At 69.5% G+C, this 21,401-nt stretch carries 19 protein-coding genes; 9 read left to right on the forward strand and 10 right to left on the reverse strand.

Annotation, left to right across the window (positions count from 1 at the left end):
- The 5 genes from C566_RS0113975 to C566_RS0113995 all read right to left on the reverse strand — a co-directional run bounded on the left by C566_RS0113975 (position 1) and on the right by C566_RS0113995 (position 5,201).
- Positions 1–954 (reverse strand): carbohydrate kinase family protein, encoded by a 954-nt coding sequence (locus tag C566_RS0113975; protein ID WP_043466996.1) that lies wholly within the window; start codon positions 952–954, stop codon positions 1–3.
- A 102-nt stretch (positions 955–1,056) separates the two neighbouring features.
- Positions 1,057–2,418: an MBL fold metallo-hydrolase gene (locus tag C566_RS0113980; RefSeq protein ID WP_018774973.1), complete on the reverse strand. Its 1,362-nt coding sequence runs from the start codon at positions 2,416–2,418 to the stop codon at positions 1,057–1,059.
- A gap of 30 nt (positions 2,419–2,448) precedes the next feature.
- The gene (locus C566_RS0113985; protein WP_018774974.1) at positions 2,449–2,751 is read right to left on the reverse strand and encodes a rhodanese-like domain-containing protein; all 303 of its coding nucleotides are present in this window, start codon (positions 2,749–2,751) and stop codon (positions 2,449–2,451) included.
- 139 nt (positions 2,752–2,890) lie between these two features.
- Positions 2,891–4,264, reverse strand: a complete 1,374-nt coding sequence (nhaA, locus tag C566_RS0113990; RefSeq protein WP_018774975.1) for a Na+/H+ antiporter NhaA — start codon at positions 4,262–4,264, stop codon at positions 2,891–2,893.
- Between the two features lie 139 nt (positions 4,265–4,403).
- The gene (locus C566_RS0113995) at positions 4,404–5,201 is read right to left on the reverse strand and encodes an alpha/beta hydrolase (RefSeq protein ID WP_026266699.1); all 798 of its coding nucleotides are present in this window, start codon (positions 5,199–5,201) and stop codon (positions 4,404–4,406) included.
- A 306-nt stretch (positions 5,202–5,507) separates the two neighbouring features.
- On the opposite strand from C566_RS0113995, the gene C566_RS0114000 reads away from it, so the two are divergent.
- A complete protein-coding gene (locus tag C566_RS0114000) occupies positions 5,508–6,614 on the forward strand; it encodes a GTP pyrophosphokinase (RefSeq protein WP_018774977.1) in 1,107 nt (368 codons plus the stop codon).
- Positions 6,615–6,789: 175 nt separating this feature from the next.
- Here C566_RS0114000 and C566_RS0114005 read toward each other — a convergent pair whose 3' ends face one another.
- Positions 6,790–7,074, reverse strand: coding sequence for a DUF1540 domain-containing protein (locus C566_RS0114005; protein WP_018774978.1), 285 nt, complete (start codon positions 7,072–7,074; stop codon positions 6,790–6,792).
- Positions 7,075–7,218: 144 nt separating this feature from the next.
- Positions 7,219–8,739, reverse strand: a complete 1,521-nt coding sequence (locus tag C566_RS0114010; RefSeq protein WP_018774979.1) for a SulP family inorganic anion transporter — start codon at positions 8,737–8,739, stop codon at positions 7,219–7,221.
- 229 nt (positions 8,740–8,968) lie between these two features.
- Between C566_RS0114010 and C566_RS0114015 the strand changes: the two genes are divergently transcribed.
- Positions 8,969–10,048, forward strand: coding sequence for a bile acid:sodium symporter family protein (locus tag C566_RS0114015; protein WP_018774980.1), 1,080 nt, complete (start codon positions 8,969–8,971; stop codon positions 10,046–10,048).
- Between the two features lie 6 nt (positions 10,049–10,054).
- On the opposite strand, the gene C566_RS0114020 is transcribed toward C566_RS0114015, so the two are convergent.
- The 3 genes from C566_RS0114020 to C566_RS0114030 all read right to left on the reverse strand — a co-directional run bounded on the left by C566_RS0114020 (position 10,055) and on the right by C566_RS0114030 (position 13,369).
- Positions 10,055–10,630 carry a LacI family DNA-binding transcriptional regulator gene (locus tag C566_RS0114020; protein WP_018774981.1) on the reverse strand — a complete coding sequence of 192 codons (576 nt, stop codon included), beginning with the start codon at positions 10,628–10,630 and terminating at the stop codon, positions 10,055–10,057.
- A 148-nt stretch (positions 10,631–10,778) separates the two neighbouring features.
- Entirely contained in the window at positions 10,779–11,369 is a 591-nt protein-coding gene (locus C566_RS0114025; protein ID WP_018774982.1) for a GNAT family N-acetyltransferase, read from the reverse strand.
- On the reverse strand, positions 11,366–13,369 hold the full coding sequence (locus C566_RS0114030; protein WP_018774983.1) for an FAD/NAD(P)-binding protein: 2,004 nt from the start codon (positions 13,367–13,369) through the stop codon (positions 11,366–11,368). The genes C566_RS0114025 and C566_RS0114030 overlap by 4 nt, the downstream gene beginning before the upstream one ends.
- A gap of 240 nt (positions 13,370–13,609) precedes the next feature.
- Here C566_RS0114030 and C566_RS0114035 point away from each other — a divergent pair, with 240 nt between their 5' ends.
- Genes C566_RS0114035 through C566_RS0114065 form a run of 7 tightly spaced genes read left to right on the forward strand, consistent with a single transcriptional unit; the run spans position 13,610 to position 21,317 of the window.
- Entirely contained in the window at positions 13,610–14,689 is a 1,080-nt protein-coding gene (locus tag C566_RS0114035; protein ID WP_026266700.1) for an amino acid ABC transporter permease, read from the forward strand.
- Entirely contained in the window at positions 14,686–15,546 is an 861-nt protein-coding gene (locus C566_RS0114040) for an amino acid ABC transporter ATP-binding protein (RefSeq protein WP_018774985.1), read from the forward strand. The genes C566_RS0114035 and C566_RS0114040 overlap by 4 nt, the downstream gene beginning before the upstream one ends.
- 11 nt (positions 15,547–15,557) lie before the next feature.
- Positions 15,558–16,610, forward strand: coding sequence for a transporter substrate-binding domain-containing protein (locus C566_RS0114045; RefSeq protein ID WP_018774986.1), 1,053 nt, complete (start codon positions 15,558–15,560; stop codon positions 16,608–16,610).
- Entirely contained in the window at positions 16,607–17,767 is a 1,161-nt protein-coding gene (locus C566_RS0114050) for an LLM class flavin-dependent oxidoreductase (protein WP_018774987.1), read from the forward strand. The genes C566_RS0114045 and C566_RS0114050 overlap by 4 nt, the downstream gene beginning before the upstream one ends.
- Positions 17,751–18,671 carry a DUF1684 domain-containing protein gene (locus C566_RS0114055; RefSeq protein ID WP_018774988.1) on the forward strand — a complete coding sequence of 307 codons (921 nt, stop codon included), beginning with the start codon at positions 17,751–17,753 and terminating at the stop codon, positions 18,669–18,671. The genes C566_RS0114050 and C566_RS0114055 overlap by 17 nt, the downstream gene beginning before the upstream one ends.
- Positions 18,668–19,828, forward strand: a complete 1,161-nt coding sequence (locus tag C566_RS0114060; RefSeq protein ID WP_018774989.1) for an LLM class flavin-dependent oxidoreductase — start codon at positions 18,668–18,670, stop codon at positions 19,826–19,828. Before C566_RS0114055 ends, C566_RS0114060 begins: the two co-directional genes overlap by 4 nt.
- A gap of 10 nt (positions 19,829–19,838) precedes the next feature.
- Positions 19,839–21,317, forward strand: a complete 1,479-nt coding sequence (locus C566_RS0114065) for an NtaA/DmoA family FMN-dependent monooxygenase (protein ID WP_018774990.1) — start codon at positions 19,839–19,841, stop codon at positions 21,315–21,317.
- The last annotated feature ends 84 nt before the right edge of the window (positions 21,318–21,401 follow it).

The raw sequence follows: 21,401 nt of genomic DNA on the forward strand, positions 1-21,401 counted from the left end.
TCACTGCAGGGGCTGGGCCCCCATTTCCATCCGTGCCAGCTCCGCGCGCGTGGGCGGGTTCGCGCCGGCGCGGGACACGGTGACCGCCGCTGCCCGTGAGGCATGGGCGAGGAGATCGCGGAGGCTTTCGGCGGAAAGTTCGCGCAGGCCCTTGCGGTTTTGTGCCCCGTCCAGGCCCAGATCCACCACGCCGGACAGCAGCGCGGCCATGAAGGAATCCCCGGCCCCGACGGTGTCGGCGACGCTGATCTCGGGGGCGGGGAACTGCGCCTCACCTGCGGCGTTGATGCCCCATGGCCCCTTGCTGCCGCGGGTCACCACCACCATTGCCGGCCCTTCGGAGCCGCCCAGCGCCTGCCAGCGGCGGGCCGAGTCCAGTGGGTCAACCCCCGGGTAGAGCCATTCGAGGTCCTCGTCGGAGGCCTTCACAACGTCCGCGAGGCGCACGAACTTTTCGGCCTGTCCGCGGGCGTAGTCCACGTCCGGGATGATGCTGGGACGGCAATTGGGGTCAAAGCTGATGGTGGCGGACGGGTGGGCACGCTCGACGGCGGCAAACACCTCGGCGGCGCCGGGCGCCAGCATGGTGGCGATCGAACCGGTGTGCAGCAGCGTGGTTCCCTGGAGCAGGAACGGCAGGCGCGCCGCGACGCCGGGAAGCTCCCAGGCGAGGTCGAACGTGTACGTGGCGGCGCCGGCGTCGTCGATCAGGGCGGCGGCCACACTGGTGGGCAGCTCGTCGGGTCCCACCGGGAGCAGCACGGAGCTCGACTTCAGGTGCGCGGCCAGGGCCTCACCATAAGCATCGCGGCCGTAACGGCCGATGAACTGGACCGGATGGTCCAGCCGCGCCAGACCCACCGCCACGTTGAGGGGGCTGCCGCCGACATGGGCCTGGACGCCGGAGGACCGCTGGACTACATCAACCAGCCCCTCGCCAATAACTGTGAGCATGACCATACTCTGCCAGAGAATGCGCTCCGGTGCCGTGTGTTGCGCGCACCGCCCGCCTCCGGCGTGCTGGCGTCGCTGCCGGCGATGCCGGGCCGCCGGCGCTCAGGCCGCGGTGGTGTCCAGCGCGATCCCGGCGGACGCGGCGTGGGCAAACCTGGCGTCGATGTGGACCACGTCCCGGCCTGCCCGCTGCAGGAGGCTGGCGGCGATCCCGGCCCGGTACCCGGAACCGCAGTGCACCCAGAGTTTCCCGGCGGGAATGTCCCCCAGGCGCAGCAACAGCTCGTGCAGCGGCACGTTGACCGCCCCCACCACGCGGGCGGCGGCGAATTCGTCGGCCCGGCGCACGTCCAGCACGGTGTCCTCGGGCGCCCGGCCGGCGAGCACGCCGTCCCAGCCCACGCGCGGGTAGGAGGCGAGGCGGGCCTGCGGGGCGAGGGCGTGCGGCTCGGTTCCGACGGCGGCGTCGGGGGATTCGATGCCGATCCGGGAGAGGTCGCGGATGGCGCTCTCAATGTCTTCCCGCGAGCCCACCAGGGTCAGCGGTTCGCCCCACGGCAGCACCCAGCCGAGATAGGTGGTGAAACTGGAGCCGGAGCCATACTCGAAACTGACGCTGCCCTTGAGGTGGCTGTTGGCGAACGCCACGCGCCGGCGCAGGTCCACCACCCACTCGCCGGCGTCCAGGCGCCGGGTGAGTTCGGCGGCATCCAGCGATGCCGGAACGGCCAGCTCCGCAGCGACCGGGCCCCGGACATTGGCCGGACTCATGTGCGCGTAGTAGGAGGGGTGGTCCGTGAGGTTGGCGATGAGCTGGCGGACGAAGTGGTCCTCATCGGGGTCCGTCAGGGCGTGGTTCGCGGCGAGCTGCTCGCCGATGGTGGAGGACCGGGCGCCACTGGCGGGTCCGGAGGAGCAGAACGAGCCGAATCCGTGGGTCGGGAACAGCGCGGCGTCAGGGCCGGCCTCGGCGGCGAGGCGCCGGACCGAGGCGTACTGGTCGTGGGTCAGGCCAACCGTGTCCGCCTCGGCAACAAGGTCCGTGCGGCCCACCGAGCCGTACAGCAGGCTGCCGCCCGAGAAGACGGCCTGCTTCGCGCCGTCGTCCACGATGAACGAGAGGTGGGTATGCGTGTGGCCCGGCGTGGCGACCGCCCTGACCGCAAGCGAGCCCACGCGGACCGTTTGGCCGTCGGTGACGGGAGTTCGCTCGAACCCGACGGCGTCGGCGGCGTTGACGAGATAGCTTGCGCCGCGGGCGCGGGCCAGGATCAGCCCGCCGGTGATGTAGTCATTGTGCATGTGCGTTTCGGCCACGTGCGTGATGGCTACCCCGGCGTCACGGGCGGCCGCTTCGATGCGGTCCGTGTCGCGCTGCGGGTCGATCGCCAGCGCCACCGAGCCGTCGTGGACCAGGTAGCTGCGGTCCCCGAGCTGCGGGGTCTCGATGACGATGACTTCCATGGTCCCTCCGGTGAGGTCAGCCCGGTAAGGTCAGCCCCGGTTGACGGGGTGTCCCTCGTCCTGCCACTTCATGATCCCGCCGGTGACGTTGACGGCGTCGTATCCCTGGTCCTCCAGGTAGGTGGCGGCCTGGGCGCTGCGGCCCCCTGCGGCGCACATGACGTAGACAGTGCCGCTGGCCGGAACCTCGGCGAGGGACTGGACAAACCGTGAGAGCGGGATGCTCCGGGCGCCGGGAACGCGGACGGCGACGTATTCGTCCTCCTCGCGGACATCGATGATTTCGGTGGCGTCGCCCAGGGCGGCCAGGTCCTTGACGGAAATGCTCTTCATGCCTGTTCCTTTCGCGGGCGCCAGACGGCCCGGCGCGCGTATTCCAGCTCAATCATGATACCCCTTGGGGTATCATGACCCTCCGGACGGCCCCTCCCGCCACACCTCCAAATATAGCCCGTCGGCCTGGCCTGCCAATCTAGTCTGGGCGGCCCTGCTGGTAGACGTCCGGGATGCCGTCGTGGTCCGAGTCGACCTGTTCGGCCTCCTCCGCCCGCCGGTACTGCTGGTTGCGTGTCCGGAGCACCGTGGTGGCGAGGAGCGCGGCGAGCAGGGAGGCCGCGAGGATCCCCACCTTCGCGTGGTCTTCATGCGCAGTGCCCTGGCCGAAGCTCAACTCGGCCAGCAGCAGCGAGACCGTGAAACCGATGCCGGCCAGGATCGAGAGGCCGAAGACGTCGATCCACTTGAAGGACCCGTCCAGGCGCGCCCGCGTGACTTTGGTAATGAGCCAGGTGGTGCCGAGGATCCCGGCCGGCTTCCCGGCAACCAAGGCCACGATGATGCCCACGGCCACGGGGTCCGTCAGGGCGGCGCCGAGGCCCTGCAAGCCGCCTATGACCACCCCGGCGGAAAAGAACGCGAACACCGGGACGGCGATCCCGGCCGAGATCGGGCGGAACCGGTGTTCGAAAATCTCCGCCAGGCCCGGGCCGGCTTCCGGCCCGCCGCTGGCCTCCGACCGTTTGACGGGAATGGCAAATCCGAGCAGGACCCCGGCTACGGTGGCGTGGATGCCTGATGCGTGCACGAGTGCCCACGTTGCGAAGCCGAGCGGCAGCAGGATCACCCAGGCTGCCGCTGCGTGCGTGCCGAAGAACCGCCGGTATTTGTGCGCCAGGAACGTGTAGAGGCCCAGCGGGAGCAGGGCCAGCAGGAACGGCTCGGGGTGGAGTTCGCTGGTGTAGAAGATCGCGATGATGGCGATGGCCAGGAGGTCGTCCACGACGGCGAGGGTCAGCAGGAAGATCCGCAGCGCACTGGGAAGGTGGGAACCGATCAGCGCCAGCACCGCGACGGCGAAGGCGATGTCAGTGGCGGTGGGAATGGCCCAGCCGTGCAGTGTCTCGGGACCGGAGAGGTTGACGGCCGCGTAGATGAGTGCCGGAACGGCCACACCGCCCACGGCGGCGGCCACCGGAACCACCGATTTGCTCGGCTGGCGCAGGTCGCCGGCGACAAACTCGCGCTTGAGTTCGAGCCCCACCAGGAAGAAGAAAATGGCCAGCAGGCCGTCGGCGGCCCAGGCGCCCAGGCTCAGGTCCAGATGCCAGGGGGCGTAGCCGACGGTGAAGTCGCGCAGCGCGAAGTAACTTTCCGAGGCCGGGGAGTTGGCCCAGATGAGGGCCACCATCGCCGCGGCGACCAGCAGCGCGCCGCCCACGGTTTCCTTGCGGAGGATCTCGCCGATCCGCAGGGCCTCGGCGTAGCTGCCCCGGCCGAAGATGGTGAGGCGGGGCGGCGAAGGCGGATGCGGTGAAGGGGGTGTGGGCGAAGGGGGCAGGGCGCTCATGGGATCCTCAAAATGGGGTCGACGGAACTATGCCGACCAGACTTCCCGGCGCACCTGCGCTCCAGTCTATTCGCTTTCGAGGGCCAGCGGATGCCGTCAGGGACGCCGGCAGGCGGGCCGGCCTGGCGACACCCGGATTTCAGACCAGCAGCTGCTGCACGAGTTCACGGCATTTCCGGTACGCGGGCGCCTTCGGATCGATGAGCGCAAAGTGGTCGCCCGGGACCTTGAGCAACTGGACGGGCGCGCCGGCAGCCTTGGCTGCGCCGGCGTAGGTCTCGGACTGGCTCACGGGGACGGTATCGTCCTCCGTACCGTGAACGGCATATACGGGCACGCCCAGCGGCACCGCGCTCATGGGGTCCGCAAATTTATGCCGTTTGGGATATTTCTCCGACGAGCCGCCCAGGAAGTTGCTGACGGCGCCGTTGCTGAGGTTGAGCCGCTCGGCGGCCGCGAGGTTGAGCACCCCCGACTGACTGACGACGCCGGTGAGCTGCACCGCGCCGTCGTCGTCGCCGCGCCGCAACAGCTGGCGGTCCGCGTCCGGGGCTCCGAGCCCGGCGAGCCGGCTGCGTCCCGCCGCCCAGACGGCGAGGTGACCGCCGGCCGAGTGGCCCAGGGCCACCACGCGGTCCAGTCCCAGCCCGTGCTCGTCGGCGAGTTCACCGAGCTTGTCGATTCCGGCCAGGACGTCGGCGAACGTGTTGGGCCAGCCTCCGCCGTTGCCGGCCCGCCGGTACTCCAGGTTCCAGGCTGCCATGCCGTGCGCGGCGAGGTCCTTGGCGAGGGGCTCCCCCAGTTCTGCGCCGTACTGCGAACGCCAGTACCCGCCATGGATCACCACCACCACACCCTTGGGGGCGGCAACCTCTGGGAGGAAGAGCTCCCCCCACTGGCTGGGGTCCTCGCCATATTGGTACTTGTGCCTCTTCACAGCGTCCTCCTTGGGGCCCGGTGAACAGGCGGCGGAGACTGCCCCCAGAGTCACCGCCGCTGCGGCCGCGATCATAGTCCGCCGCCGCATTTCAGCCATGTGCTGAGCCTACCTTGGGCACCAAGCGGCCCCGCGCAGGCCCAGCATGTTGCCTGCCGCCTCTGCAGCGCCCTTGCACACCGCCTCATGGCGGCGCCCCGTGCCGGCTGCCTGCGGGCCGGTGCCGCTGGTGCGGAAATGCCGGCGGGCATGCCCGGCGGTGACCGCCTGCGGTCCGGTGTCGGTGGTGCGCCGTAAGCTGGAGCCATGGCGAGCAACTGGGACCGTTTGGACGTGAGCCTGCGCGATTCCGTGCAGGAGAACGTGGAGTTGTACGAGCGGGTCCGGCCTGCCCTGAAGCTGGTCACCCGGGAGGTGCTGCTCACGCTGCGGACCATGCTCAAGGACACCGAGGTCACGCCGTTGTTCGTCACCGGACGCACCAAGACCGTTGAATCCTTCCGCGAGAAGATTTCCCGCACGGAGGAACCGCTGGAGCCGGGCGGGCCACCTCTGCTGAAGTTCCCGGACCCGTTCCGGACCCTGAATGACATGGTGGGCATCCGCGTGATCACCAAGCTGCCGGCGGAAAACGCGGTGGTGGCCAATCTGGTCAAGCGCCAGCGCCAGCTCTTTGACTGCCGGGGGGACCGCGAAAAAGACATCGGCTCGATCGAGTCCGGCACGTACGGCTACTCCAGCCGGCACCTGATCCTGCGGACCATCCAGAACGAGGCCGTCAAGGACTACCAGCTGGCCTTCAACCCGGACGTCGCGCCGAACGGCAGCTACTTCTTCGAGTGCCAGATCCGCACCGTCTTCGCCCACGCCTGGAGCGAGATCGAGCACGACATCCGCTTCAAGGCCGAAGACCCGCGGGCCTGGACCCCGCACTTCGACCGCCAGTTCACCGCCACGGCCGCCATGCTGGAGACCGTGGAGAGCGCGTTCTCGGACCTGCACGAACGCTACGAGGAGGTCCGCGGCTACTGGGATATGGACGGCGAAGGTGCCGCGCCGCTGACCCCCAACCGGATCCGCGACGTCTGGCGGACCCTGCTGCCGCACGTGGACCGGAAGGTCGACGACGACTGGGGCTGGGCCGCGGAGCTCATGGCCGCACACGGCCTCAACCAGACCATGCAGCTCGCCGGGCTGCTTAGCGCCAACAGGATCACCGAGGTCCGCAAGGCCCTGGACCACCGCTACTCACCGGGCCCGGACCGGCTGCTCGATGACCTGCTGCTGTGGCAGTACGGCACCGAACACATCGAGCTCACCGCCGAGCCGGCCGACGCCGTCCCGCACCCCCGGCGCGACAGCCTCCTGCGGCGGCTCAAGCAGATCGAACGGTACCGGCTCACCCAGGGCTAGCGCGCCTGCCTGCAACTGCGGCTGCCCTCTGCCTCCACCGATTCTCCCCACCTTTGAACCAGGGACGCCGGGATTCACCGGCGGTTCGGCCCGACACGCCGGGCGCCGCCCCAAAAGTGGTGGATTTCAGCGCCAGCGGGGCGGAACTTCGATGGGCGCGGACGGCGGGGGCGGCCTACGCGTGGGCGTAGGTGAGGCAATCGGCGTTGTCGACCCCCGGGCCCACGTGAACTTCGGACGCCTTGCACATCAGATGGTCGTTGTGGGTGCACTCGGTACGCTGGCAGGCGCCGACGTCGGCCAGCACCTTGGGGAGCCCGCCGTGCACCCCGATGTCGATGAAGGTCGCGCAGGAGGCGTGATCTGCGGCGCCGCCGACGGTAATGGCGGCCGCGTTGCAGTGCGAGTGGTCATTGAAGGAGCAATTGCTCACGCTGCAGTCGGCTACGTGCGTCGTCATTGGATTTCCTCCAAGCTCCGGCCACCCCGGACGGGCGGCGCCGTAAATCCACCGTAGGCCGCACCCAGGCAAACAAAAAGACCCAAACGCATGACCTAATACCGGCCCGGACGGGTGCCTGCCAGTTGTCCGTGGGAGTTACAGCTAGTGCCCGGCGCCGAGCCTGCCGGCCAGGCGTTCGCGCATCAGGGCGCTGGCCTGGTTCAGGCCCACGACGTCGACGCTCTTGCCGTGCTGCCGGTACTTCTCCGTGATGGCATCCAAAGCGGCGATCGTGGAGGCGTCCCACAGGTGGGAATCGCGCATGTCGATGACTACGCGTTCCGGGTCCAGTGCGTACTCGAACTGGGTATAGAGGTCATTCGAGGAGGCGAAGAACAGCTCGCCGTCCACGCGATACGTGGCCCGGCCGCCGTCGTCCTCCGTCACGGAGCGCTCGACCGTGACGAAATGGGCCACCCGCCTGGCGAACAGGACCATCGCGACAAGTACGCCGACGCCGACGCCGACTGCCAGGTTGTGCGTGGCAACGGTGACCACCACCGTCGCCGCCATGACCGTGGTTTCGCTCTTGGGCAGGGCCTTGAGGGTGGCCGGGCGGATGCTGTGCCAGTCAAAGGTGGCGACCGAGACGAAAATCATGACGGCCACCAGCGCGGCCATCGGAATGAGGGACACAATGTCTCCGAGGGCCACCACGAGGATGAGCAGGAAAACGCCGGCCAGGAACGTGGAGATCCTGGTGCGGGCGCCGGAGGCCTTGACGTTGATCATGGTCTGGCCGATCATGGCGCAGCCGCCCATGCCGCCGAAGCATCCGGTGACGATGTTCGCGACACCCTGCCCCCAGGCCTCGCGGGTCTTGGCTGAACGCGTGTCCGTGATGTCATCCACGAGCTTCGCGGTCATGAGGGATTCGAGCAGGCCCACGAAGGCCATGGCCAGTGCGAACGGGAAGATGACCTGCAGCGTTTCGAACGTGTTCGGCACGTTGGGAAGGGACAGTGAGGGCAGCGAGTCCGGCAGTGCGCCCTTGTCCCCCACTGTGGGAACGACGACGGCGGCCGTCACCGTGATGAGCGTCAGGGCCACAATGGCCACGAGGGGTGCGGGGACGGCTTTGGTGAGCCTGGGCAGGCCGAAGACGATCAGCAGGCCCAGCGCGGTGAGCGGGTAGACCAGCCAGGGCACGCCCATTAACTCGGGCACCTGCGACATGAAGATCAGGATGGCCAGGGCGTTGACGAAGCCCACCATCACCGAGAGCGGGATAAAGCGCATCAGTTTGGCCACGCCGGTGAGGCCCAGGACGATCTGGAAAATACCGGCCAGAATCACCGCCGCCACAAGGTAATCCAGGCCGTGGGACTTCACCAGCGGCGCAGTCACCAGGGCGACGGCGCCGGTGGCCGCCGAGATCATCGCCGGGCGTCCGCCGACGAAGGCGATGGTCACCGCCATCGTGAAGGACGCGAAGAGCCCGATCCGCGGATCGACGCCGGCGATGATCGAGAAGGCGATCGCCTCGGGAATCAGGGCCAGGGCCACGACCAGTCCGCCCAGGACCTCGGTCTTGAGCCGGCGCGGGGACATCCAGGCGCCCCGGACTGATTGCAATTGCTCGGGCGTGAAGGCGGGAGCGTCCCCGGCGGTTTTGACGGCCATTGCTGGCTCCGTTCGTGGTCAAGAAGGCACAACGACGCCTTCAGAGTTCAAAGAATGTGGGGCGCTGCGTCGCACCGGAGAGGGCAGGGAGCTTGCCGTGCGGAGCTCACGCGCTCCTCAAAGCCTACCCAAGCCGCTCCGCCGCCGGCCGCCACTAAAATCTGACATATTTGTCCGACAGGTGGTCACGAAGTGGCCACCCCGTGGACGCCGGTGGCACCATTCTTGGATGCTTGAGGCAACTAAAACTCCGAATACCGCCCGGGACTCGGGCGCTGCCGCCGACGTCCCGGCCAATCCCGCCCTCGCCGCCGAGGCAAAGATTGCCCGCATCGCGGTGACGGTCTTCCCGATCCTCGTGGTGGTGGCCGGGCTCGCCGGCTTCCTTCTCCCCGGGGCGTTCAAACCCCTCGCCCCCAGCGTGCCTTTCCTGCTGGGCATCATCATGTTCTGCATGGGCCTGACGCTGACGCCGCCCGATTTCGCCTCGGTGGCCAAGCGCCCCTGGGCTGTGGCCCTGGGAATCGTGGCGCACTACGTCATCATGCCGGGGGCCGGCTGGCTGATCGCCGTCGGCCTCCACCTTGAGCCGGAACTTGCGGTGGGCCTGATCCTGGTGGGCTGCGCGCCGTCGGGCACCGCCTCCAACGTGATGGCGTTCCTCGCCAAGGGCGACGTCGCCCTGTCCGTGGCCGTCGCCTCGGTGTCCACCCTGATCGCCCCGATCGTGACGCCGCTGCTGGTGCTGTTCCTGGCCGGCTCGTACCTGAGCATCGACGCCGGCGGCATGGTCCAGGACATCGTCAAGACCGTTCTCCTGCCCGTCATTGCCGGCCTGCTGGCCCGCCTCTTCCTCAAGAAGCTCGTGGCCAGGGTCCTGCCGGCGCTGCCGTGGGCCTCCGCCGTCGTGATTTCCCTGATCGTCGCGATTGTGGTGGCCGGCAGCGCCAGCAAGATTGTCGCCGCGGGTGGCATCGTGTTCCTGGCCGTGGTGCTCCACAACGGCTTCGGACTGGGCCTGGGCTACCTGGCCGGCAAGCTGGGGCGCCTGGATGACAAGGCGCGCAGGGCCCTCGCCTTCGAGGTCGGGATGCAGAATTCCGGCCTGGCCGCCACCCTCGCGACGGCTCACTTCGGCGCGCTGGCGGCCCTGCCGTCGGCCGTCTTCTCCCTGTGGCACAACGTCTCCGGCGCGATCGTGGCGGCGTGGCTGGCCCGGCGTCCGATCCGGGAGGCACCGCAGACCGCGGCACCGCAGGACACGGCACCGGAGGACACGGCACCGGAGGCCGCCGCGCTGAAAGCCTAAGGGGTCCTAGCCCCGCAGCTGTTCGAGCAGCAAAGTGACGGCGCGCCCGGCCAGGATTTCGGGGGTCTCCGTTCCGGCGGGGACCACATCGTGTCCGTCTCGGACGGCGAGGCTGCCGGCCCCGGCGTCGTCCGTGATGAGCACTTGGGGCGTGCCGCGGCCGGCGAGCTCTGCCATGGCCCCGGAATCGTCGTCCGTCTCCGGCGCGCTGGCGTGGATCACGCCGTCGGCGCCGCCGGAGAGCATGAACTGCCGCCAGCTCCCGCCCAGCAGGATGACCGCCTGGTAGCCGTGCTCCGGCAGGATCCTGGCCAGCACCGCGGCGATGGCCCTGTCCCGGGGCTGCTCGAGGTCCGCGACGGCCACGGCCACCAGCTCCGTCCGGCCCCGGCGCATTCCCTGGGCGGCACGGTTGGCCACATAGCCAAGTTCGCGGACCGCGGCGTGCACCCGGTCCTGGGTGGCCTCGCTGATCCGGGTTGTGCCGCCGGAACGGCCGGAGAGCACGTAGGAGACGGTGGTCAGGGAAACCCCGGCCGTCCGCGCGACATCGCGGATGGTGGGCTTGGATCCAGGCCGCACTGATGACTCCCGGCTGCTTCTCCGCCGGGTCCGCGGCGGCTCATGAAAACGTTGTTGTAGGGCAGACCCCCTGGGTGAACTCTAGCCCGAAGCACCGGTCAAGCAACGCGGGGTCACTTAGCGCCGGTCGCGCCGCCCCGGATGGGCGCTAAGTGACCCCGCGTTGGTGTTTGGGGGTGGGGTTTGCGGTGGGCAGGTTCTTGGTGAATGCCAGTGGCCCGATTGTTTCCGGGTCGGCGGAGAGGTCGAACTGTGCCTCGTAACCGGTGCTCAGGTAGAGGTGTTTCGCCTCCGGCTGGCGCGGGCCGGTGGTCAGGTAGACCTTCCGGTAGCCGCGGCGGCCGGCCAGGGCTTCCAGCTCGGCGAGGACAAACCGGGCCAGTCCGCGGCGCCGATGCGCCGAATGCGTCCAGATCCGCTTGAACTCGGCGGTCTGCGGGCCGTGCCGGCGGAAAGCGCCGCCGGCCACGGACTCGCCGTTCTCGCGCACGATCAACAGGGCACCGCCCGGCGCGGCGAATTCCTCGGCAGGGTAGCGGTTGAGTTCCTCCGCGGCGGCTCCCCGGCCGAAAAGGTTGCCGTAGCGGGTGTCGTATTCGAGCGCGAGCTCATCCAGGAGCGGACGGACCCTGGGATCGCTCATGGGAAGGTTCAGGACCGTCAGCCTGGACTTGTCCAAAGCCCGGGCACCCACCGACCGGGTGTCAACGGGCGGGGTGTGCAGTGGTGCAGGGGTCATGACGGGTCCTTTCCGGCGGCTGCCTGCGGCACGGCCTGGCTGGCGTCCGCTGAATCGATGTTGGCCTGGCTGTTGTCCGCCTGAGCGTTGATGGGGTCCGCCAGCAGGTTCAGGATGCGCCGGGCCAGGGCGTCATTTTCACGGAACGGCGCGGCGTTGCTGCGGGGCCGGGCGAAGGCGCCCGCGCCCCAGCCGGAGGTGCCGGGCCCGACGCCGAACAGCCGCTCGCGCCGCTCGCCCACCGGGCTGATGAGCTCGTTGCGGTCGGACACCAGGAGCCGTCCGGTCGCGTGCGTGCCGTCCGCGGTCAGGAGCTGCTGCTCCGTGCCGAGACCGGAGGTGTGCAGCTGGCGCAGCAGCGGGTTCGCGGAACGGGCCACCGACGGCGCCGGGAGCCGGGCCTCGATCAGGGCCGGCGCCGACACGGTGATCCCGGACTGGGCCGAGCGGGCGACAAACCGGCCCGAGTACTCCGCGGCCTCGATTTCCAGCCCCGGGCCAATGAACTGCAGCAGCCCGGCCCGGTGGATCGCCAGCATTTCCCGCAGCCTGCGCGGCGGCGGCCCGGAATCGACGAAGCTGAAGAAGCCGTGCCACCAGCCCTGGACCTCCTGCTGCGACCGCGCGTTGAGCCGCTCGGCTGGCACCAGCCGGCCCAGGTCCATGTAGGACCGGAGCAGGGAAGTGAACAGGGCCAGGGTTTCCGAATGGTCCGGTCCGGTGCGCAGCTCAAGGTCGCGGCCAATGTGCGCTGCCACCGCGGCCTGAAAGTCCGCGGGGCCGGCGAAAACGCGGTCTGCGAACGGACGGTCCAGCCGTTCGAGGTCCAGGTGGAGCCCTGTGTCAGGGACGGACTCGGAGACCAGCCGCCGGCGGTCCTGGCTGTACCAGTCCGCGGCGGCGAACCGTTCGGCGAATTCCTGCCAGCCCATCCGGACCCGCCCGGGGTAGCCGGTGAACAGCTCGCGGTAGTACGCGTAACCGGCGTCCTTGGCGATCAGCGGCCACAGCTGGGCGCGGAAGTCCAGTTCGCCCGGCACCTCCAGCAGCGCCGCGACGGCGTCTGCGGTGAAGAACGCCGGATCCCCCGCAGCATCGCCGCGCAGGGCGGATGTGATCTTGGAGTGGTAGGGCACACCGCGGCGGGACCCGGCCCACAGCCGCGGCTCGGCTCCGGAGGGCAGGTAGCGCAGGGCGCCGTCGGGCAGTTCCTCGAACCTGCCGCCGCGGCCCTCCATGAGCAGGACCAGCAGGTCCACGAAGGCCAGGCCCATGCCGGAGACAATCACGTCCTGGCCGGCGGCGAGGGGTGAATAGTCGACGTCGGTGGTGTAGCTGGGCGCCGCGTGGAACGCGCCGTGCCGGGCGGCAAAACCGGCCCAGGCGGCGGACTCCTGGTCCGGCAGCGCATCGGTGTGGCCCAGGGAGGCGACGACGACGTCGGCGTGCAGCACCGCGCCACCGGCCAGCCGGACGCGGTAGCGTTCCGGACCCCGTTCCGCTTCATGCTGCACCGGCTCGACGGCGGACGCCGTGTCCCGGTGCACGGTGACGGTGGTGTCCGGTCCGAGGGCGGCGACGGAGCGGCGGAAGAACCATTCCAGGTAGGCACTTTGCAGCTGCCGGGTGGGGAAGGTGGCGCCGGTGAGGGCTGCCAGCTGGCGCCGCAGTTCCTGCGGGAGCTCCGGGACGTCCGCGATGGACCCGTCCAGGATCCCGGCGGCCCACTCTGCCAGGCCGGGCCCGTCGATCGCGGGTCCCTCGCACTGGACAGAGGCATCCGTGAACATCGTGACGTCCGCCGCGGCGGAGTTGAGCATCAGCCCGGGATGCTGCTCGTAGCGCCAGATCCTGCCGGCGCCCGGGGTGTGCGGCTCCACGACGTGGATCTGGAGCGCGCCGGCGAGCAGCTCCGGCCGGTTGGCGGCGAGGCGTTCCAGCAGCCCGGCCGTGCGCGGGCCGCCGCCGATGAGGACCACGGATGGGGCATTCACTGGCATGACGGACTCCTGGGTCGGGTGCGGAGCCCTCATGCTAGGCACCCGAATTGGAGCCGGTCGAGGCGCCGTTCACGGCCGTTCACCCCGCGTAACCCGGCGTAAATCGAGGCAAGAATTCGTCGTGTGACGCAGTGCGAACCCGCGTGAACGCATGCAACTCGGCGCCTTGCCGGGCGATTTCGGCGGCCCCTAGATTGGCAGCCAACTACCCCACAGCAACTGGAAGAAGCGAGGTGGCGCATGAGTTCAACAGCAACCCCGGTGGCACAGTCCGCCCCGGAGCCGGCGTCCGCCGGCATCGAATCCGCACCCGAGACCGCACCGGCCGGGGCCGTACCTGGCGGCGAGACTGCACCCGCCGGTACCGGTTCGGCGGGCCGCAAGGCCGCAACCGACTACGCCGACTACCGGCTGGTCCCGGCCCGCCACCCGTGGCGCTGGGTGGGCACCGCCGTCGTCGCCGTGGGCGTGGCCGGCATCGCCTGGTCCCTGGCCACCAACCCGCGCTGGGAATGGGGCGTGGTGGCGCAATGGTTCACCGCGCAGTCGATTGTGAACGGCCTGCTGGAGACCCTCAAGCTGACGGCGATCTCCGGGGCGCTCGGCTTCATCCTGGGGTTCATCCTGGCCCTGATGCGGCTCTCCGCGTCCCCGCTGCTGGTCTCCGTCTCCTGGACCTTCTCCTGGATTTTCCGGTCCACGCCGCTGCTGGTGCAGATGCTGCTCTGGTACAACCTGGGCTACCTCTACGAGAAAATCAGCCTGGGGCTCCCCTTCACGGACGTGCGCTTCTTCGAGGCGCAGACCACCACCCTGATCAGCCAGTTCGCCGCGGCGGTCCTCGGCCTGACCCTGAACCAGGCCGCCTACTCCGCCGAGATCATCCGCGGCGGCATCCTCTCCGTGGACCAGGGCCAGCTCGAGGCCGCAACCGCCCTGGGCATTCCGGCCTGGCGGCGTTCCACAAGGATCGTCCTGCCCCAGGCCATGCGCGCCATCCTGCCCACCGCCTTCAACGAGGTGATCGGCCTGGTCAAGGGCACCTCGATCGTTTACGTCCTGGCCTATTCCGAGCTGTTCTACACCGTCCAGGTCATCTACAACCGGACCCAGCAGGTCCTGCCGCTGCTACTCGTGGCCACGCTCTGGTACGTCGTCATCACCTCGGTCCTGAGCGTGTTCCAGTACTACATCGAGCGCCACTACTCCAAGGGCGCCGTCCGCACGCTGCCCCTGACACCGCTGCAGAAGGCCCGCAAATTCCTCGCCATCCATACGCCCGCCACCCGGGAAACAAGCCAGGAAAGGGGCACCCGATGAGCACCGCACTCCGCCCAGCCGCCCAAACCCCGCCCGCGGCCGCCGCCACAGACGCCGAATCCACCCGCGGCCTGGTCGAGATCACCAAGGTCCGCAAGTTCTTCGGCGCCGCGGAAGTCCTCAAGGGCATCACGCTGACGGTCGAGCCCGGCGGTGTCGCCGTGATCGTCGGCCCGTCCGGGTCCGGCAAATCCACCCTCCTGCGCACCATCAACCACCTCGAAAAGGTCGACGCCGGGTTCATCGCGATTGACGGCACGCTGGTGGGCTACGAGGTCCGCGGGCGCCGGCTCCACGAGTTGCGCGAAAAGGAAATCCTGAAGCAGCGCACCGAGATCGGCATGGTGTTCCAGAACTTCAACCTCTTCCCGCATCTGACCGCGCTGGAAAACGTCACCGAGGCACCGATCGTCGCGCCGCGGGCCGGAAAGCCCCGGCTCTCCAAGGCCGAGGCCCGCGAACGCGGGCTGGAACTGCTGGACCGGGTGGGCCTGAAGGACCGCGCCGGTGCCTACCCGCGCCAGTTGTCCGGCGGCCAGCAGCAGCGCGTGGCGATCGCCCGGGCGCTTGCCCTGGACCCCAAAATCCTGCTCTTCGACGAGCCCACCTCGGCCCTGGACCCGGAACTGGTCAACGAGGTCCTCGACGTCATCCGCGAGCTGGCCAAGTCCGGCACCACGCTGATCATCGTCACGCATGAGATGGGCTTCGCCCGCGACGTCGCCGACACGGTGGTGTTCATGGACCAGGGCCAGATCATCGAGCAAGGCACACCCCGGGAGATTTTCACCAACCCGCGCGAAGAACGCACCCGGAGCTTCTTCTCCAAAGTCATCGAACCCGCTTTCAACATCTAAGGAACACCCCCATGGCATCCAGCTCCGCCCGCCCCAGTACTGGCCCCCGGCGCAAGCCTGCGTCGCTTCCCGCCGTCGTCCTCATCGGCGCCCTTTCCGGCACCATGGCGCTGAGTGCCTGCTCTGATCCCGGCGCCTCCGCGGCCGCAGGCGGACAGCCGGCGACGACGGCGGCGCGCAACGGCGTCGTCTACAACACCTCGCCGGACCAGCAGCGCATCCGGGCCGAGAAGGACGCGGCCCTGGCCGCGAAGGTCCCCGCGCTGATCGGCAAGGACGGCAAGCTGACCGTCGCGACGACGGCGGGCGCCATTCCGCTGTCCTTCCACGCCACGGACGACAAGACCCCGATCGGCGTCGAGGTGGACCTGGCCCAGCTGGTAGCGGACAAGCTGGGCCTGGACCTGGACATCCAGGTGACCTCCTGGGAGAACTGGCCGCTGAAGACCCAGTCCGGCGACTTCGAGGCCGTGTTCTCGAATGTGGGCATCAACGCCGCCCGCGTGAAGCTCTTCGACTTCTCCAGCTACCGCGCCGCATACATGGGCTTCGAGGCCAAGAAAAGCTCCAGCTACGACATCAAGGGCTCCGATGACATCTCCGGGCTGAAGATCTCGGTGGGCTCGGGCACCAACCAGGAGAAGATCCTGATCGCCTGGAACAAGGAGCTCGAGGCCAAGGGCAAGGCGCCCGCAGTACTGCAGTACTACTCCTCCGACGCCGACACCATCCTGGCCCTGTCCTCCGGCCGCACGGATCTGAACCTCGCGCCCTACCCGTCCGTCACCTACCGGGAAAACACCCGCGAGGACCTCAAGGTGGTGGGCAAGGTCAATGCCGGCTGGCCGTCCGAAACCCTCGTCGCGGCGACCACGCTCAAGGGCAACGGCCTGGCCCCGGCCATCACGGACGCCCTGAACTCCGCGATCAAGGACGGCTCCTACGCCAAGGTCCTGGACCGCTGGGGACTCTCCGAGGAAGCCCTTCCCGAGTCGAAGACCGTCACTGAAGCCAACTTCGGGACCGCCCCTACAGGGAAAACGCAGACAGGGAAAACACAGTGAGGTTCCAGGTCCTCGACATCATCCCGCACCTGAAGAACCCGGTCACCGGGGAGATCGTCTCCACCGCGGACCGGCTCAACCAGGTGGTGGAGACCGCGCGCCGGGCAGAGGACCTCGGCTACGACAGCTTCTCGGTAGGCGAACGCCACGCAGGCGAGTTCATCTCCTCCTCCCCCACCACCGTGCTCGCCGCCATCGCCGCCGTGAGCACCCGGATCCGGCTGCAGAGCGGCGTGACGGTGCTGTCCGTGCTGGACCCGGTGCGGGTCGCGGAGGACTACGCCACGATCGACCAGCTGAGCCGCGGCCGGCTGGAACTGGTGATCGGCAAGGGCAATGAAGTGCTGCAGTACCCGCTGTTCGGCCTGGACCTGGCGGACCAGTGGGAGCTCCTCGCCGAGAAGTACGCCCTGCTCCGCCGGCTCTGGACCGAGGAAAACCTCACGTGGTCCGGGAGGTTCCGCACGGCACTGACCGAGCCCACCACCACCACGCCGCGGCCGTTCTCCGGGGCGCCGCGGGTCTGGCACGGTTCCGCCACCAGCCTGGCCTCGGCGGCACTGGCAGCGCAGTGGGGCGATCCGCTGTTTACGGCCAACGCGATCCAGCCGCGGGAAAACTACAAGCTGCTCATTGACCACTACCGCGAGGAATACGACCGCCACGGCCACGATCCCCGGCACCAGTACCTGGGCTCCGGATCGGGCGCGGGCGGGGTGTTCATCGCGGACACCACACAGGAGGCCAAGCGGCAGTTCGGCCCGGTCTACGAGGCCCTCACGACCGGCCGGAACGTTCCCGGCAACAACTCGCCCTACCGCGACATCGACCACGCCGTCGCCGACGGCCCGGCCCTGGTGGGCAGCCCGGAGCAGGTGATCGACAAGATCCTCAGCTACCACGCGCTCTACGGCCACGACCTGCAGTCCATCTCGCTGCCCACCACGCTGCCCTTCGCCCAGCAGCTCGAAATCCTGGAGCGCTTCGCCCTGGAAGTCATTCCGGCCGTCCGCGCCGCCGCGCCCACCACCCTGTGGGCCGACGGCGACCCCTACGCCAGCCGGCCGGAGTCCGCCGGCTCCACTGAAGCCGACGCCGCCGCCCGCGTCACAGCCGACCACAACCACCACAGGAGCTCCTATGTCCGCACCCACTGAAACGTCCACGAACGCTGGCCGCACCCCGGGCACCGGCGCTCCCGCCCACCGGACCAGTCCCGACCGCCGCCCCGACCGGGAATTCGAAGCCGCCTGGGCGGACTGGCATGCGGCGCACGAACGCCACCGCGCAGATCCCCACGGCTTCCTCGCCGTCACCCACCTGCACTGGCTCGATTCCTCGCCCGCCCGGCTGGATGGTGCGCCGGGCATCTGGAGCGTCGAGGACGACATCGTCCGCCTGGCTTTGGGGGCAGGCGAACGCGTCCTTCGCGACGGGCAGGGACTGAACGCCGACGGGACCGGAGCCACCGTGTTCCTCGGCCCGATCCCCGAACGCGAAGGCCTGAACCTGCGTGTCGAGGATGCCGGCGCCGGCCATACCGTGATCGAGCTCGCCAAGCGGGGCGGCCGCTATGTCGTGCGTCCGCGGCATCCCCTGAACCCGCTGCTCACCGGCTACCGCGGCACCCCCGCCTATGCCCCCAGCATCGAATATGCAATCTCGGGAATATTCGTGCCGTTCGCCGAACCGCGGCCCACGACGGTGGGCGCGGCCGTCGAAGGAATCCACCACGTCTACGAGGCCCCGGGGGAAATCCGCTTCCGGCTCCGCGGTGAGGACCTGAGCCTCACCGCGTTCAACGGCCACGCTCCGGGCACGCTGTCGGTGCTTTTCACGGACGCGACGTCGGGCAAGAGCACCTACGCGGCCAACCGCTCGCTCACCGTCCCGGCACCGGGCCCCGACGGCACGGTCTGGCTCGACTTCAACCGGGCGGTGAACCTGCCGTGCGCCTACACGGACCTCGCCACGTGCCCGCTGCCGCCGGCAGAGAACCGCCTGCCGGTGCCCATCGAGGCCGGCGAACAGATCCCCTACGAACGACAGGACGCATCATGAGCACCCATCCCGCCCAGGACGGGCCCCTGGGACACGGCATCCTTCTGCTGGAGCTCGACGGCGCCGGCAGCCATCCGGCCGCGTGGCGGGTTTCCCGCACAGCCCCGGCAGCCGTTCTGGGCCCGGAACACCTCCGCGGCGCCGTGCTCGCCGCCGAGTCCGCCGGGTTTCACGCGGTGACGTTTTCCGACCCCGGCCTGCCGGACCCCGGACACCCGGACGCCGCGGCCCGGCTCAACGCCCTGCAGCGCGCCGCGTTCGCCGGCCCCGTGACCCGCTCCCTCGCACTGATTCCGGAAGTGGACACCGTCTACACCGAGCCATTCCACATCGCTACCCAGCTGGCCAGCCTGGACTACGTCTCCGGCGGCCGGGCCGGCTGGCTGGTAGCCGCCTCACCAAGCGCGGCCGATGCCGCCGCCGTCGGCCGCGACACCGTGCGCGGGGACCGGCTCTCCCGCGAGGCCGCCGATTCGATCGAGGTCAGCCGCAGGCTCTGGGACTCATGGGAGGACGACGCCGTGATCCGCGACGTCCCCACCGGGCGCTACCTCGACGTCGACAAGCTGCATTACATCGACGCCGAAAACAGCAGCTACTCCGTCAAAGGTCCGTCGATCATTCCGCGGCCGCCCCAGGGCCAACTGCCTGTCCTTGCCCCGGCCGGGCTCCTCCCGCCGGAGGCCATCGCGGCAGGGGCGGCCGACGCGCTGCTGGTCTCAGCCCCGACGCCCGAGCTCCTGGCCGCCGAGCTCGCGGCGACGCGCGCAGGACTCGCCGCCGGCGGGAATGGGCCCGCGCTGATCGCCGAGCTCGACGTCGTGCTGGACTCCCGCGGCCAGGCCGCCGCTGAGCGGCTGGCCGGGCTGAACGGGCACACCGCGTGGCAGAGCCCGCGTGCCCGGTTCATCGGTTCGGCTGCCGGGCTTACCGAGCTGCTCACCGAAGTGCTGGCCTGGGCCGACGGCGTGCGCCTGCACCCCGCCGTGCTGGACACGGATCTTGAGGAACTGACCCAGCTGGTGCTGCCCGAACTGCGCCGGCGCGGGCTCCTCGCCCCCACCATCCCGGACGCCACGTTCCGCGATCAGCTCGGGCTGGCGCGGCCGGCCAGCCGCTACGCCGCCGCACCCAGCGCCCCCGGCGCGGAAAACTAAGGAGCCCACCATGAGCCACAGCACCCACCCCGCCGCCGAATTCACGCCGTCCGGCCAGCTCCAGCTTGGCGTGTTCTTTCAGGGCGTCAACTCCGGAACTGTCTGGAAGACGGCCGAGTCCGGCTCCCAGACCGATTTCGAATCGTTCCGGCGCGTCGCCCAAACCGCCGAGCGCGGCCTGTTCGCGGCGTTCTTCCTCGGCGAAGGCTTGCGGCTGCGCGAGCATCTTGGCCGCCCGCACGCGCTCGACGTCGCCGGCCGTCCCGACGCGCAGACCGCCCTCGCCGCCTTGGCCGCGGTGACCACCAGGATCGGGCTGGTCGCAACCCAGAACACCACGTACAACGACCCCGCAGACCTGGCTCACCGGCTCTCCACCCTGGATCTGCTCTCCGGCGGCCGCGCGGCCTGGAACATCGTCACCACAGACAACGCCTGGACCGGCGCCAACTTCCGCCGCGGCGGTTACCTGGACCACGCCGACCGGTACACCCACGCCGAGGCCTTCGTGGAAACCGCCAAGCGGATCTGGGACGCGTGGGAGGACGGCGCCGTCGCGGGCTCAGCCTCCGCCGAGCGGTGGTCGGCGGAGGGCGCGGTCCGGCGGGTGCGCCACACCGGCCGGCACTACACCGTCGACGTCACCCCGCGGCTGCCGCGCAGCGCCCAGTACCGGCCGGTGCTGTTCCAGGCCGGGGATTCGCCCGAGGGCAGGGACTTCGCCGCCCGGCAGGCGGACGTCATTTTTTCCGCGCACCCGCAGCTCGATGACGCCCTGGAGTTCCGCCGCGACATCGTGGAGCGCACCCTCCGGGCCGGCCGCGGCGCCCAGGACGTGAAAATCATGCCCGCCAGCGAGTTCATCCTCGCCGCCACGCCGCGGGAGGCCCTCGAGAAGAAGGCCTGGGTCCGCAGCCTGCAGATCGGCCCGCAGCAGGCCATCGCGTACCTCGAACAGTTCTGGGGCCGGGAGCTGCAGGGCTACGACCCCGACGGCCCGCTGCCGGACATCGACCCCGTGGTGGAAGAAACCTCCGAAACCCGCGGCAGCGGCTTCCACGGCGCCAAGGCACGCCAGCTGGCCGACCAGTGGCGGGCCGAGGCCAAGGAGAAGGGCCTGTCCATCTGTCAGTTCGTCTCGGCCAAGACCAGCCGGGGCGACTCCACCTTCACCGGCTCGTACACCGAGGTCGCGGACCGGCTCAGCGAGTATGCCCGGACCGGCGCCGTCGACGGATTCAACATCTCGCCGTGGCTCATCCCGTCCGGCCTCGACGACATCGTCAACCACCTCGTGCCGGAACTGCAGGAGCGCGGCGTGTACCCCACGGAGTACGCGGGCAGTACGCTGCGGGAGAACCTCGGCCTGGCCACCCCGGTGCGTGCGAACCCCGGGGTCGCTGTCGAGGCCGGCGCCGGGGCAGGCATCGAGGCCGCCGGGGCAGGCGGGGCAGGCGCCGACGCCGGTTCCGTCACGGCACGAGCCTAGGAAATCACCATCGATTGCTCCGTAGCCGCCCTATTCGAGCCGCAGAAGGGCAGTTATGGAGCAATCGACCGTCCAGGCATGCAA

The sequence above is a fragment of the Arthrobacter sp. 131MFCol6.1 genome, assembly GCF_000374925.1.
GTDB lineage: Bacteria > Actinomycetota > Actinomycetes > Actinomycetales > Micrococcaceae > Arthrobacter.